9 protein-coding genes are annotated in these 13,894 nt (G+C 66.7%); 5 read left to right on the forward strand and 4 right to left on the reverse strand.

The genetic code is table 11. The annotated features are described in order from the left end of the window. Positions 1–33: 33 nt before the first annotated feature. Positions 34–252, forward strand: coding sequence for a hypothetical protein (locus KNN16_RS01325; protein WP_143597526.1), 219 nt, complete (start codon positions 34–36; stop codon positions 250–252). A gap of 166 nt (positions 253–418) precedes the next feature. Here the strand turns inward: KNN16_RS01325 and rpsU are convergent, their stop codons facing one another. The 4 genes from rpsU to KNN16_RS01345 all read right to left on the reverse strand — a co-directional run bounded on the left by rpsU (position 419) and on the right by KNN16_RS01345 (position 5,286). Further along, the gene (rpsU, locus tag KNN16_RS01330) at positions 419–631 is read right to left on the reverse strand and encodes a 30S ribosomal protein S21 (RefSeq protein WP_088570770.1); all 213 of its coding nucleotides are present in this window, start codon (positions 629–631) and stop codon (positions 419–421) included. Positions 632–721: 90 nt separating this feature from the next. Then, positions 722–1,705, reverse strand: a complete 984-nt coding sequence (locus KNN16_RS01335; RefSeq protein WP_303898194.1) for a serine/threonine-protein kinase — start codon at positions 1,703–1,705, stop codon at positions 722–724. A gap of 200 nt (positions 1,706–1,905) precedes the next feature. Next, positions 1,906–2,820 carry a TIGR01777 family oxidoreductase gene (locus tag KNN16_RS01340; RefSeq protein WP_303898195.1) on the reverse strand — a complete coding sequence of 305 codons (915 nt, stop codon included), beginning with the start codon at positions 2,818–2,820 and terminating at the stop codon, positions 1,906–1,908. A gap of 21 nt (positions 2,821–2,841) precedes the next feature. Continuing rightward, positions 2,842–5,286, reverse strand: a complete 2,445-nt coding sequence (locus KNN16_RS01345; protein ID WP_303898196.1) for a penicillin acylase family protein — start codon at positions 5,284–5,286, stop codon at positions 2,842–2,844. Between the two features lie 741 nt (positions 5,287–6,027). On the opposite strand from KNN16_RS01345, the gene lepA reads away from it, so the two are divergent. The 4 genes from lepA to KNN16_RS01365 all read left to right on the forward strand — a co-directional run bounded on the left by lepA (position 6,028) and on the right by KNN16_RS01365 (position 13,738). Next, complete coding sequence (lepA, locus tag KNN16_RS01350; protein WP_299284619.1) at positions 6,028–7,833, forward strand: translation elongation factor 4; 1,806 nt, start codon at positions 6,028–6,030, stop codon at positions 7,831–7,833. 422 nt (positions 7,834–8,255) lie between these two features. Further along, complete coding sequence (locus KNN16_RS01355) at positions 8,256–8,537, forward strand: hypothetical protein (protein WP_303898198.1); 282 nt, start codon at positions 8,256–8,258, stop codon at positions 8,535–8,537. Then, positions 8,527–12,417, forward strand: coding sequence for a right-handed parallel beta-helix repeat-containing protein (locus KNN16_RS01360; protein WP_303898199.1), 3,891 nt, complete (start codon positions 8,527–8,529; stop codon positions 12,415–12,417). The genes KNN16_RS01355 and KNN16_RS01360 overlap by 11 nt, the downstream gene beginning before the upstream one ends. Positions 12,418–12,505: 88 nt before the next feature. Beyond that, positions 12,506–13,738 (forward strand): hypothetical protein, encoded by a 1,233-nt coding sequence (locus KNN16_RS01365; protein ID WP_303898200.1) that lies wholly within the window; start codon positions 12,506–12,508, stop codon positions 13,736–13,738. Positions 13,739–13,894: the final 156 nt, after the last annotated feature.

The raw sequence follows: 13,894 nt of genomic DNA on the forward strand, positions 1-13,894 counted from the left end.
GCTGGTGAGGGGTTTCCGTGAAGAAGGCGCTCGATGAACTTCGCGGAGGGAGGTGGGATGCTGGCCAAACGCATCGCCGTGATCGTGGGCGGGCTGATCATCGGGATCGCCCTGGATCTGTGTGTCCTGGCCCTCTATGCGATCCCCCCTGCTAAATACGGCTGGATTTATCATCTGGGCACGGCGCTCCCGCTGGCCCTGGCGGCGATGATCGTGCTGGATGCGGTGCTGAAGACGGAGATGCTCCCATAGGCGTGGGGCTAAGGGGAAGCGTCAGGCTTTCGACCGCTGAATCCGACTTCCTGATGCGAGCCGGAGGAGAAGGGGTTGCCGGTTCGCAAGCCGGGATCCGGAAAACAGATGAGGGGCGGGGAAAGATCCCCGCCCCTCATCTCCTTCAGGGCTTCGGCGTTTCCACTCAGAGCAAACCGGCGGCCCGCAGGGCCTTGAGCGTCGTCCGCCGGCTCTTGCGCAGCTTGGCCGCCTTCTTGCGCTTGCGGATCACGCTGGGCGGCTCGTAGTAGCGCCGGCGGCGGAGCTCCGAAAGCAGCTTGTCGGCCTGGATCTGCTTGTTGAACCGCTTGAGGGCCGACTCAAAGGACTCCCCCTCCTCGATGACCACGCGCGCCAACGTTCCCACCCCCTTTCGTGTTCGGATCGATCTGCCTCGCGCTTTCCATTATAGGGGGAGCGGCGGGGGATTGTCAATGGGTGTCGGCGCCTACCCGTGCATCAGGGTGATCAGCAGGGCGAGGACGAAGATCCCCAGGGCCACCAGGGCCAGGAGCCGGTGGCGCCGCCAGAGGACCTCCCACAGGCTTTCGGGGGGCGCCCAGACCGCTGCGGGTGGGGAGGGCGGAGCCGTCCCCAGCAGCTCGGCCCGGAAGGCAGCGATGCTGGGAGGACGGTCATCCGGATGCAACGCCATGGCGTTCAGGATCGCCCGCTCCACCCGGGGGGAGATGCGCGGGTTGAGGGCGCGGGGCGGGATCAGGCTGTCCGGCTTCAGGAAACGTTGCCGTGCGTCCGGCGGGGGCGTGTTGGTCAGCAGATGATAGAGCGTGGCCCCCAGGGCGTAGATGTCTGAACGGATGTCCGTGTGCCCGACGTCCCCCCCATACTGCTCCAGCGGCGTGTAGGCGGCGGTGCCCCGCCCCTGCAGGATCGTGATGGTGCGGTCCTCATCCGGCGCCAGGAGCTTGACCAGCCCGAAATCCACCAGCTTGATCCGGCCGTCGGGGGTCAGCTTGATGTTCGAGGGCTTGATGTCCCGGTGGACGATGGGCGGGTTCTGCCGGTGCAGGTAATCCAGGGCGTCGCACAGCTGCTCCGCCCAGCTCAGCACCGTCCGCTCGTCGAGGAAGCGGCCGCTCTCCCGGGCCTCGTCGATGAGCTCCCGCAGGTCCCGGCCGGGGACGAAATCCATCACCAGGTAATCCCGATCCCCTTCGGAGAAATAATCCGAGACCTTGGGGAGGTTGGGATGATCCAGCCGGGCCAGGACGCTGGCCTCGCGATAGAACTGGGCGCGGGCCTGCTCCCGATAGGCAGGATCCGCCTCGAAGCCGAGCAGGATCTCCTTGATGGCGCAGCGGCGTCCCTCCAGCAGCGTGTCCTCGGCTTCGTAGACGGCGCCCATCCCACCTCGTCCGATGGGGCGCAGGATGCGATAGCGGCCGTGGAGCAGCGTCCCCGGCTTGAGCATGGCGGTCCTCTTCCCCCACTCCACAGCGCGCCCCGGTCGGGCGGCGGGCAGGACCCCGGTTCCGGAGCGCTTTGCTTCATTTTAACCGATCAACCGAGGGGAGCCCGCGCGGTCGGGGAGGGGCTGCGGGAAAATGAGGGATCGGGGAGGCCTCTCGTGGGACCTCCCCGATCCCTGCGGGAATGGGGACATGTGCGAACTTACGAGGCGGTGGGGCGCAGGATGGCCCGCAGGGCGGATTCGGGATCCGGGTAACGGAAGGTGAAGCCGGCCTCGAGCAAACGCCTGGGGAGCACGAACTGGCCGGTGAGCAGGAAGTCGGCCCCCTCCCCGAACAGCAGGCGCAGGGCGAAGGCGGGCACCGGCAGCCAGGAGGGGCGCCCCATCACCTTCCCCAGGATCCGGCAGAGCTCGGCGTTGCTAACCGGCTGGGGGGCGGTGAGGTTGTAGGGCCCCCGGGCCTCCGGGTTCTCCATCAGGAAGCGCGCGGCCTCCACCCAGTCATCCCGATGGATCCAGGACCACCCCTGGCGGCCGTTCCCGAGGGGGCCGCCCAGGAAGAAGCGAAAGGGAAGGAGCAGGCGGGGCAGGGCGCCCCCATCCTTCGCCAGAACGATCCCGGTGCGCAGGATCACCCGGCGGACTCCCATGGCCTCCACGGGCTGCGTGCTGGCCTCCCAGTCCACGGCCAGGCGGGCCAGGAAGTCGTTCCCCGGAGGATCTTCTTCCGTTAACCGCTCTTCGCCCCGCGCCCCGTAGTAACCGACGGCGGAGGCCTGAAGGACGACGTGGGGTTTCACCCGGGCGGCGGCGATGGCCTCCACGACGGCGCGGCCGGCGTTCAGTCGGCTCTCGCGGATGCGGCGCTTGGTGGCCTCGGTCCACCGCTGGCCGATGCTCTCCCCGGCCAGGTTGATGATCGCGATGGCCCCCTCAACCAGATGCCCCCATCCCTCCGGGGTGCGCCCGTCCCAGCGCGCCCCCTGCACGCCCGGCGGCAGGCGCGCCGGCTCCGGCCGCCGCGAGAGCGCGATCACCTCGTAGCCAGCCCGACAGAGGCGCTCCGCCAGCGCCCGGCCCAGCAATCCGGTCCCTCCGGTGATCAGCACGCGCATGCGAGCCTCCCCAGGCGGAAGCTACGGCTGCAGGATGAGGACGCCCTCCGCATTCCGCTCCACCTCCTCCCGGGACCAGAGCATCGGGTGATACTCCCCCTTCAGCCACAGCGGGATGAAGTCGTCGTAATGGGGATGATAAGGCTGCCCGGACTGGCCGGTGGTGTGGATGAAGCGGCTGTCGGACCAGCTGGCGGTGGAGGCGATGAAGCGGAGGGAGGGCAGGCTGCGGACGGCGAACCCTTTCTGGACGTTGAACCCGGTGTTGTTCACCGCCGCGCTGGTCCCGGGGGCCGGGTAGGGGCCGCGGTTGAAGATGGCCTCGACCGGCCCAATACCGGATTGTCCCAGGGTCCCGTGGACGAAGGTGGCCGTGTGGACCTTCCCCCAGGCCCAGGCGCGGGGATCCGGGCCGAGGCGCCCGCGCAGCTCGGCCACGGCCTGCTCGAAGGCCCGCCGCACGATGTCGTCGCGGGTCTCCCGTTGCGGCGTGCGGAGATCGTCCCACCATGCCAGGTCCGGCTGGGCCAGCGCCCAGCGGGCCCAGTATCGGTTGTGGCTGCCCCCGGTCAGCAGCTCCTGCACGATCTCCTCGCCCAGCTCGTCCACCCACGCTTCGTGAAGGAGATGCTGGAGGAAAGCCTCGAAGATCGTGGGGGCCGGGCTCTCCGGGGTGGCTCGGAAATCCCAGGCCCGCAGGAGATCCTGGGCCTGGCGGGCGAGGGGGTCGGTGAAGGAGACCTGGAGGATGTAGGGCGTGATGGCCTGGGCGGCCAGGGAGAAGGTGTCGTTCTGGATGGCGGCCATATCCTCGATGGAGAGCCGGTCCTTCGCCCGGAGCAGATCCGTGATGCGCTGGGCCCGGTCTCCGTAATCCCACACGGCGGCCAGGAAGTAGGGATAGGCTGGATCCACCACCGCGTTGTTGGCGGTGACGATGAAGCCCTCCGGTGGGTCCAGCCGCCGGGGCATCTCCTCATAGGGGACATATCCGGTCCACTCGTATTCGCCGGTCCAGCCCGGGACGGGCAGCAGGCCGTTCCCCTTCGCCCGGATGGGGATGCGGCCGGTGGCCTGGTAGCCGATGTGGCCGTCGACGTCGGCGTAGACGAAGTTCTGGCCGGGGACGTCCCAGTCGGCCAGGGCGGCGCGGAATTCCTCCCAGTTCCGGGCACGGTTCAGACGCAACAACGCCTGCACGATGGAGGAGGGCTCCAGGGCGGTCCAGCGGAAGGCGTAGAGGGTCTGGGTGCGGGTCAGGGCTTCCACCACGTCGTTGATCACCGGGCCGTGCCGGGTGATCCGCACCGGGAGGAGAAGAGGCTCCGCCTGTCCGGCGATGCGGATCTCCTCGGTGATCACCCGGACGGGCTCCCACTTCCCCTGAAATTCGACCTCGAGGGGGTTCTGAGGGTTCGCCCGCTCCAGATAGAGGTCCTGGACATCGGGCCCCACGTTGGTCACGCCCCAGGCGATGCGGTCGTTGTGGCCGATCACGATGCCGGGGACGCCGGGGAAGGAGGCGCCGGCGACCCGGAGGGGGCATTCGGGGGTGACGGGCTCGCAGTGCAGGGCCACCTCATACCAGATGCTGGGCATCTGGATGCTGAGGTGCGGATCGTTGGCCAGGAGAGGCTTTCCGGTGACGGTGCGGGATCCGGCCACCACCCAGTTGTTGGACCCGATGTCCGGGGCATCTCCCAGGGTCATCCGCTGGAGGGAGCGGCCGATGTCCAGCAGCGCCCGGAGGGTTTCCTCCGGGACCTCGGCTACCGGCGTCGGGACGATGACCGGGCGGTCGGCAGGGTAGGGGAGGACGATCTCCTTCAGGCGTTCGGCGCCGATCCGGTCCACGATGCGGGCGTTGAGCAGCTCGTCGTCCCAGTTGCCCCCCAGATCCCAGGCCATCACCTTGGCCCAGGCCACGGTGTGCAGGGGCTGCCAGGGCTCGATCTCCCAGCGGCGTCCGAACAGCCGGAAGAGGGTGAACTCCAGGGGCAGGCGATCCCGATGCTGTTCCAGGTAGGCGTTCACCCCGGCCGCGTAGGCTTCGAGGATGGCCCGCTCCTCCGGGCCGAGGCGCTCCAGGTCCTGCCGAGCGGCCCGGTTCCAGCCCAGGGTGCGGATGAAGCGGTCCTGGTTCAGGGTGGTCTTCCCCAGCATCTCCGAGAGGCGCCCGGTCCCGATGTGGCGCCAGAACTCCATTTGCCAGAAGCGGTCCTGGGCGTGGACGAAGCCCTGGGCCATGAACAGGTCGTGGAGGTTGGAGGCGTAGATGTGGGGCACTCCCCAGCGATCCCGGATGACGGTGACCGGGGCCTGCAGGCCGGGGAGGCGGAGGGTCCCGCGGGTCTGGGGGAAGGGCTGGCGGGAGGCTCGGTAGAAGGCGAGGGCGCCTCCAGCGAGGAGAAGCAGGATCAGGGCCCCCAGGGCGATCCCGATCCAGAGCAGCATACGGCGGCGCATGGCGGCCTCCTGTGAGAGGTTCCCTTGAGTTCGGAGCCCGCCCCCGGCAGCCTGTTCATCCCTGGGGCGGCACTTTCCTATCTTACATCCGGGCCGGGCGCGGGAGGAAGCATCCGGCCGCATGTAGGGCAACTGCGAGCAGTGGAGGATCGATGTCGAATGAATTCGACCTCGGAGAGCCTTCGGCCGGCGGTCGGCCTGCACGCCGAATGAATTCGGCCTCCAGGGGCCTTTGGCCGGTGGTCGGCCTGCGCCGACCGGGAAGGTGTCTTGCGTCGGCGGAGGCCGACGCGTGGCGCGCAGCGCCCAAGAAGGCCGATTTCAATCGGCGTCAAAGGCCTTCGGCCGGCGGTCGGCCTGCACGCCGAATGAATTCGGCCTCCAGGGGCCTTTGGCCGGTGGTCGGCCTGCGCCGACCGGGAAGGCGTCTTGCGTCGGCGGAGGCCGACGCGTGGCGCGCCAGCGCCTGAGAGGGCCGATTTCAATCGGCGTCAAAGGCCTTCGGCCGGCGGTCGGCCTGCACGCCGAATGAATTCGGCCTCCAGGGGCCTTCGGCCAACGGTCGGCCTGCGCCGACCGGGAAGGGGTTTTGCGTCGGCGGAGGCCGACGCCTGGCGCGGAGCGCCCGGAGAGGCCGATTTCAATCGGCGGAGGCATTTGACACCCGTTTCGCGCCATGGGTATGATGCACGGCGAAACCGGCTTCGGGCGCACCTCTTCCCGAACCCGGGCGGGGGAGCGATGGGACTGGAGCGCATTCGCAATTTCTGCATCATCGCCCACGTGGATCACGGCAAGACCACCCTGGCGGACCGGCTCCTGGAGCGCACCGGCACCATCCAGACGCGGGATGGGGTGGAGCTGGTGCTGGACTCCATGGATCTGGAGCGGGAGCGGGGGGTCACCATCAAGGCCTCGGCCGTCCGGATGCGCTACACGGCGCGGGACGGGCAGACCTACATCCTGAACCTGATCGACACGCCGGGCCACGTGGACTTTTCGTATGAGGTGGGCCGGGCCATGGCCGCCTGTGAGGGGGCGGTGCTGCTGGTGGACGCCACCCAGGGCATCGAGGCCCAGACCCTGGCCAACCTCTATCTGGCCCTGGAGCACGACCTGGTGATCATCCCGGTGGTCAACAAGATCGATCTGCCTGCCGCGCGGCCCGACGAGGTGGCCCGGGAGATCGCCGAGCTCATCGGTGTCCCCGAGTCGGAGGTCCTCCGGATCTCCGCCAAATTGGGGATCGGCGTGGAGGAGGTCCTGGAGGCGGTGGTGCAGCGCGTCCCTCCCCCCCGGGGGGATCCGGAGGCCCCCCTCCAGGCCCTGATCTTCGACAGCCACTACGATCCTTACAAAGGCGTCATCGCCTACGTGCGGGTGGTCAACGGGGCCCTCGCTATGGGCCGGAAGATCCTGGTGATGTCCACCGGGGTGACCAGCGAGCCGGTGGAGATCGGGGTCTTCACGCCGGACTTCACCCCCACGGGCCGGCTGGAGGCGGGGGAGGTGGGCTACGTGGCCACGGGCCTCAAATCCGTGCGGGAGTGTCGGGTGGGGGATACCCTGACCACGGCGGACCGCCCGGCCCCCGAGCCGCTGCCGGGGTTCCGCCCTCCCAAGCCCATGGTCTTCGCCAGTTTTTACCCTTCGGAAGGCGAGGATTACGAGCTGTTGCGGGAGGCCCTGGAGAAGCTGCAGCTCAACGACGCGGCCCTGGTTTTCCAGCCGGAGACCTCCCAGGCCCTGGGCTTCGGCTTCCGGTGCGGCTTCCTGGGGATGTTCCACATGGAGATCGTGCAGGAGCGCCTGGAGCGGGAGTATGGGCTGGACATCGTGGCCACGGCCCCCAGCGTGGAGTATGAGGTGGTGCTGCGGGACGGCTCGGTGAAGACCATCACCCGTCCCTCGGATCTCCCGGACGCCTCCTGGATCGAGGAGATCCGGGAGCCGTGGATGAAGGTCACCATCATCACCCCGGCCGATTACATCGGGCCGGTGATGGATCTCATCACCTCGCGGCGGGGCGTTTATCAGAACATGACCTATCTGGATCCGCGGCGGGTCATGATCGAGGCCGAGGTCCCCCTGGCCGAGCTGCTCATCGATTTCTACGACGCCCTCAAGAGCCGCACCCGGGGCTACGCCTCCATGGATTACACCTTCATCGGGTATCGGGCGGGGGATCTGGTGAGGCTGGACATCCTGGTGCACGGCCAGCCGGTGGACGCCCTGGCGCTGATCGTGCACCGGGATCAGGCGTATGCCAGGGGGCGCGCTCTGGTGGAGAAGCTGCGGGAGGTGATCCCCCGCCAGCTGTTCGACGTGGCCATCCAGGCGGCGGTGGGGGGGCGGGTCATCGCCCGGGCGACCATCAAGGCCATGCGCAAGGACGTGCTGGCCAAGTGCTACGGGGGCGATGTCACCCGCAAGCGGAAGCTGCTGGAGAAGCAGAAGGAAGGCAAAAAGCGCCTCAAGATGATCGGCCGCGTGGAGGTCCCCCAGGAGGCCTTCCTCGCCGTCCTCCGGCTGGGCCGCGAGGCATAGGCGGGCCGATCCTCGGATCCACTCCCCTTCTTGAGCCCCGGCTTTCTCCGAAGGGAAGGCGAGGGCGCGCAACGGCCCTCCTCGGAGCGCCCGCGCCATAGACCTCGAAGAAGGGAAGCGTCTCTTCCGAATCCCTCTCGGTGGGCATAAGGTTGTAAGAAAGTTAGAGCCCGGAGCCACCTTGTTCACAATTTGTTCACAGGCTTTGGGCAAGCTGAGAAGCAAGGAGTAGAGGCGTCGGAGGATGAGGGCTTCGCCTCGAAAGTGGGTTGTAAAGAGGTTAGAGGGTGAGAGGCTTTTGTTCACAGATTGTTCACAAGCCTTTGGCAGGTTAGGGGGGAAGATGCGTTCGCCGCCCACATGTTTGAGGCGAGATCCCGGGACGCGGTCCGCAGCCTGAAGCCGATCCCAGGAGGTGAACGATGTTTCGGAGCAAGCCGTGGACGGAGATCGCGAAGCGCGCCCGGCGCGTGGGGGCGCTGGCGGTGATGGCGCTGGCGGTTTTCCTGATCGGGGCCGGGATCACGGGGCTGACCCGCCCCCGCATCGCCGAGGCGGAGGGACCCACGATCATCCCCGGAGGCACCATCACGGGTTCGGTGACCTGGACGGCGGCCGGCAGCCCCTATATCGTCCAGGGGTCGGTGACCGTGGCGGACACGGGCCAGCTCACCATCGAGCCCGGGGACGGCGGTGCGGTTTGAGGACAATGTGTATTTGCGGGTGGATGGGCGGCTGGTTGTAACGGGGACGGAGACGGCGCCGATTACGTTTACTACGGCGAGCACGACGACGGTGGCGCCGGGGCGCTGGTATTTCATTCGGTTTGCGAGTGGTTCTTCGGGGGTGATGCGGCGGTGTGTGGTGAACTCGGCGGGTGCTGGCAACTATGCGGCGTTGTGGATTGAGAGTTCGGACGTGGTGGTGGAGGACTGCCGCATCCACCATAACGCAGGCGCCGGGGCGTATGTGGTGGGCAGCGCCCCTACGCTGGCCGGGAACGCCATCTACCTCAACGGCGGGCCGGGCCTGGTGACCTCGAACAGCCAGCCCATCCTTCGGGGCAACCTCTTCTACCGCAACGCCGGCTTCGGGATCCGCAATGACACCCCTGCCCGGACGGTGAACGCCCGCCAGCAGGCGTGGGGCCATCCCACGGGCCCGTATCATCCCTCCCGGAACCCCATGGGCCTGGGGGACCGGGTGAGCGACGGGGTGGACTTCGAGCCCTGGCTGCGGGTGGCCGGCGTCTTCATTCCGGAGAATCAGCCCCCGCAGGCTTTCGTGGTGAATCCGGCGGCCGACGGCTTCACCTTCAACGCCTTGCCTCTGCAGTTTCAGATCTGGGTCACGGACACCGACGCCCTGACCGGGACGACCTTCGTCCAGGACATGATCTATCTGCGGGCGGAGATCCGGCAGGGTGGAACGGTGGTGGCGGTCTACGACCAGGTGGAGAGCCCGGCGGGCTGGGATCGGGGGTTCTATCGGATTGAGTCGAGCGAGGGGGTGACGGCCACCCTGACCCTGACCCGCGCGCTGCCGCCCGGGGATTACACGATTCGGGTCACGGCCTTTGACGGCATCGGGATGGGGACGGGGCCGGAGCGGGCCTTCTCGGTGAACCTGACCGCCTGGGGCATCGCCAGCGTTCAGCCGGAGGAGATCCTGGCGGTGCCCGGGCTGACCCAGACGCTGACCCTTTACGGGTATGGCTTCACGAGCGGGGCGCAGGTGTGGCTGGAGCAGGTGATCTCGGACACGGAGCGAGTGGATCCGGAATCGGTGATCCGGGTTTCGGAGGAGGAGCTGCGCGTCCGGGTGAACATGGGCGGGCTCAGCGGCCTGTGGGACGTGGTGGTGCGGCAGGGCGGCGAGGAGCGCCGCTTCCCGCTGTATGTGTTCCCCTACATGCCGGTGATGGTGGTGGAATCGCAGCCTCCGGCGCGCCCCCGGCCGGGCTTCCTTCTGCCCTTTGAGGTGCGGGTGACGAACGCGGGGACGGCCCCGGGGGTGGCGCTGGTGATGGCGACGACGCCGACGGGGACGCAGGTGATCACGGTGACGGCGGCCGCCGGGGGCGTGGAGGTGGTGAAGCGGGAGGGCAACCTGGCCCTTTACGCCATTCGCGTGGAGCCGGGGGATACGCGGACGGCGACGGTGTGGTTCCGGATCCCGTGGGAGGCGGTGGGGGATGCGCCGGGCCAGCTGCGCCTGGGAGCGCCCCTGTTTATGTATAGCGAGCTGCTCGGGATGACGACGGTGGAGGGCTGGGAGCTCTTGCGGGCCGAGATGGACGACCAGACGCCGGAGCGGCTGACGCTGCTGATGATGGCGGGCTGGATGATGCTGGAGGGCCATTACGAGCAACGGTTCATCGATTTGATCAACTGGCAGCGCGCGCGGGGCCTTGAATGGTGGGAGCGTCTGTATATCCGGAATCCGGTTCTGGCTTCGGTCCTGATCCAGGCGGCGGTGCAGGCGATTCTGCCGGCCTGGTATGAGGCCCTCGGGGGTAGGGAGGCCCTGCCGCCGTATGTAGAGTTGAACTTTGAGCGGGTGCTGGAGGGATCGACGGGCATGGCCCGTCCGGCCGGGATCGGCACGCTGCAATACAGCGGTGGCCTTTGGGACAATTTGAAGTTATTCGGGGCCACCGTTAAAGAGATGTTCTCGTTTGAGGGCTGGGAGACGATGGAGGCCTCTGCCAAGGCCATAGGGGCCGGCCTTGTGGAAGGGCTGACCTTGGGGTTCGTCAAGCTGAATCCGGTTCCGGATTTGGAGTGCCAGGATCCCTACATTCAGATGGCGGTGAAGTGGGGTCGTGTGGCTGGCAATATCGCAGCCATAGCCGTGCCGCTCAAACTGAGCGTGCCCATCAAGATCTACGGTTCTGAGCGACTGGCAGCCCTGGCGCATAGTGTGAACCAGCGTCTGATCCAACTCGGCCGATCGCACTACAAGGTGATTGCCTCTACCCTGGATTCGGGCGCTCAGAAGCTGTTGAACACGCTGCAGCGGGTGGATGGGGCGCTAAACCGATTGGGGATCAATTCGAATCTATCGAACATCCAATTCGGCTGGGGCCCACCGGGTCGGCGGGACATCTTGTTGTGGAACAAGTATAAGCTCACTCTGAGCGGCAATGATATCGAGCCGATTCGTGTCGGATTAAGCAAGATTGTGAAAGTTGGTGACGAATATTATGATGTAAATATCTTCCACTATGGCGAGCGAGTAGTGGGAGAGGAATTGGTTAGGGATCAATTCGGCAATGTGCTTGGCAGGAAAATCGTTACAGATCCGCACATGGGATATGGCAGTTCAGGCAAGCCAGTGATAGATCGGAACACCGGGCAGCCTATGCGAGATGAGTGGGGGAACATAATTATGGCCGCTGGCCCACACTATTACACTAAACATTACTTCCGGATGGGCCGTGACAACATACCTTATTTTACTAAAGAAGGGAAACTGAATCCGGCTTTCGTTGATGAGTTGCGGGAAAGTTTTGCGCAGTCTCGTCCATTGAATGTCGTAGTCATGTATAATACTAAGGACTTTGTCAACCAAGTGCTTTCCAGTGATGATCAGCATCTTGTGAGCCCTGTGGGCGCTTCGGGAACCTCCGCGACATCAGATTGTGGCGGGAGCCGGTCGGTGCCGTTGCGGGCCTCCTGGGATCCGAACGATATCCAGGGTTTGCCGAGCCGGGTTTATATTGATCCGTCTCAAGCGTTGATGTTCACCATCCGTTTCGAGAACGTGGCCACGGCGACGGCGGAGGCCGAAACGGTGGTGGTGACCATGACCCTGGATCCGAACCTGGACTGGTCAGCCCTTCAGATGTTGGGGAGCAGCCACCCGGACAAGCTGCAGCTGCGCGCCGATGAGGAGTCGCGGGTGCTGGTCTGGGCCTTCAATGGCATCAATCTGCCCCCCAATCGGAATCCGCCGGAGGGAGAGGGGTGGGTGCGCTTCCGGGTCCGGCCGAAGGCGAACCTCGGCAGCGGCACGGTTCTGACGGCCCAGGCGGTCATCGTCTTTGATGTGAACCCGCCCATCTGGACAAACGTGATCACATATGTCATCGATGTCACGCCGCCGGTGACGCCCACGCTTTCGGATCCTTCGGTCGCCGGAGATCAGATCCGCCTGCGCGTGCGGACCCAGGATGAGCACTCGGGCCTCTCCCGCCTTGCCGTTTACTACAGTCGCGATGGGGGTCAGGCGTGGAGTCTGGGGACAGACCTGATGCTAACCGAGCCGGTCCGGGAGTTGAATCAGGTATTCGCCTTCTCCGTCCCCGGCGGCGGCGATTATCAAATCCGGGTCGACGCACGGGATGAAGTGGGGATGGGCATCACATCGGAGCCGATAACGGTTCGGGTGCCGTATCGGCTCTTCCTGCCGCTGGTGCTGCGGCAGGCGGGCGGGGCGCGTTCGAGCGGCCAGGCGGTGGAGGAGGGAGCCCCCGCGGCGCCGTCCATCCCGACGCCGGAGCCGCGGGAGATGGCCCCGCCGCCGGGGAGCGCCCTTCCTGCCTTCCGCAAGGTTCCCCGCCGGCGGCGGGCCCATCCATAACGTCCTGTCTGGCCTCCAGCAGGGGGCGCCCTGCAAAGGGCGCCCCCGCTTTTCTCTATGAGATCTTCCCCCAGAAAGGAGGCCCTATATGCCGGGAGAGCGATGTCTCTTCGGGCTTTGCGCGGAGGAGCCCGTCTGGATCATCCTGGCAGGGGTGATCCTGTGGCTCCTGTATGGGCTGCTCTTCCTCCTCATCCGGGCCTTCCTGGTGGCCGGGATGCTCCGGGAGCTCACCCGGGCCGAGATCGAGGGGACCCGCCGGCGCATCCAGCTGGAACAGAAGGAGCCCGAGGCGGTCACCCCCTCCGAACAGGTCGTGCTGAACCATGTCGAGGCGCTGCTCCAGCAGGCGGAGCGAGCGGTTTCCTGGACCTTCGGGGACAAAGTGAAAGCGCTATGCTGGAACGGCGGGGCGGAGCTGGCCGCCTGGCGGTTGATCCACGACGCGGAGCGGCTGGCGGCGAACGCGATGGCCACGCCCCACCTCAAGGCCCGGCTGCAGCGGGCCCTGGGCGACCTCTCGGAGCTTCCCCCGGCGCGTCAGAAGGCATGGAAAAAGCCTCTCCAGGAAGCGCTGGGGCATGCAAACGGGGATGCCCGAGCGACCCTTTCGGCGTTCCTGGCGGATCTCTACGAGGCGCGGGACAAGCGGTTCATGCTGGTGCTTAAGATGCAGAACTTGCTGACCTTTATGGTTCTCGTGGGCTTGCCGATTGGGCTGGCCCTGGCCATCGTGGGCTACGGCCCGATCTTGCTGGCGGGGGCGGTGGGCGGTCTGCTCAGCCGGCTGGCGCGGGTGTATCGGGGCAGCCCGAAGATGCCGGACTACGGGCTCTCGTGGGCGACGGTGTTCCCGGCACCCCTCTTTGGGGCCCTCAGCGCATGGGCCGGCCTGCACCTGGTCGCGATCCTGCAAAACCAGCAGATTCTCTCTCTGGAAGCGCTGGGAACGCTTTCCCAGCTTCTCACCCCACCCATCGCGCTGCAGAAAGACACGGTGCCCCTCCTGGCCCTGGGGGCCCTCTTCGGCCTCTCTGAGCGCCTGCTGGACCGTATGGTGGAGAAGACGGAGGAGCTGTGGAAGAAGCAGGAGAAGAAGCCGGAGGAGGGGCCGCCCGAGGAGACCCCGGAGGAGATCGTCCGGCGTATGCAGCTGCGGTTGGAGACGGAGGAGCAAGAGAAGGACGGGCCGCGCGTCACGCGCCGGATGACGCTGGACGTCCTCCAGGGGCCAGGGAAGGCCGGGCCTTCCGAGGCTCCCCGGGAACGGGAAGAGCCGGGCTCCCCAACCACTGCTTCCCCGAGTCCGCCGCCGCCGTAGCCTCCGAAGAACCCGCGCGACGCCATCCCGACCCGCTGACGATGCGAGGATCCGGCCGGACGATTGGGGGTCGTCCGGCCGGCTTTTTCAAGCCGGGGCGGCCGGTCTGTTCACAAGTTGTTCCGATGCAGGAGGCGAGATGTTCCCGAATCCGGG

The sequence above is a fragment of the Thermoflexus hugenholtzii genome (assembly GCF_018771565.1).
Taxonomy (GTDB): domain Bacteria; phylum Chloroflexota; class Anaerolineae; order Thermoflexales; family Thermoflexaceae; genus Thermoflexus; species Thermoflexus hugenholtzii_A.

Bases quoted from the DNA above. Each gene is read 5' to 3' on its own strand.
- KNN16_RS01325 (WP_143597526.1), top strand. From the start codon at position 34: ATGAACTTCGCGGAGGGAGGTGGGATGCTGGCCAAACGCATCGCCGTG.
- KNN16_RS01335 (WP_303898194.1), bottom strand. From the start codon at position 1,705: ATGCTCAAGCCGGGGACGCTGCTCCACGGCCGCTATCGCATCCTGCGC.
- KNN16_RS01340 (WP_303898195.1), bottom strand. From the start codon at position 2,820: ATGCGCGTGCTGATCACCGGAGGGACCGGATTGCTGGGCCGGGCGCTG.
- KNN16_RS01345 (WP_303898196.1), bottom strand. From the start codon at position 5,286: ATGCGCCGCCGTATGCTGCTCTGGATCGGGATCGCCCTGGGGGCCCTG.
- lepA (WP_299284619.1), top strand. From the start codon at position 6,028: ATGGGACTGGAGCGCATTCGCAATTTCTGCATCATCGCCCACGTGGAT.
- KNN16_RS01355 (WP_303898198.1), top strand. From the start codon at position 8,256: ATGTTTCGGAGCAAGCCGTGGACGGAGATCGCGAAGCGCGCCCGGCGC.
- KNN16_RS01365 (WP_303898200.1), top strand. From the start codon at position 12,506: ATGCCGGGAGAGCGATGTCTCTTCGGGCTTTGCGCGGAGGAGCCCGTC.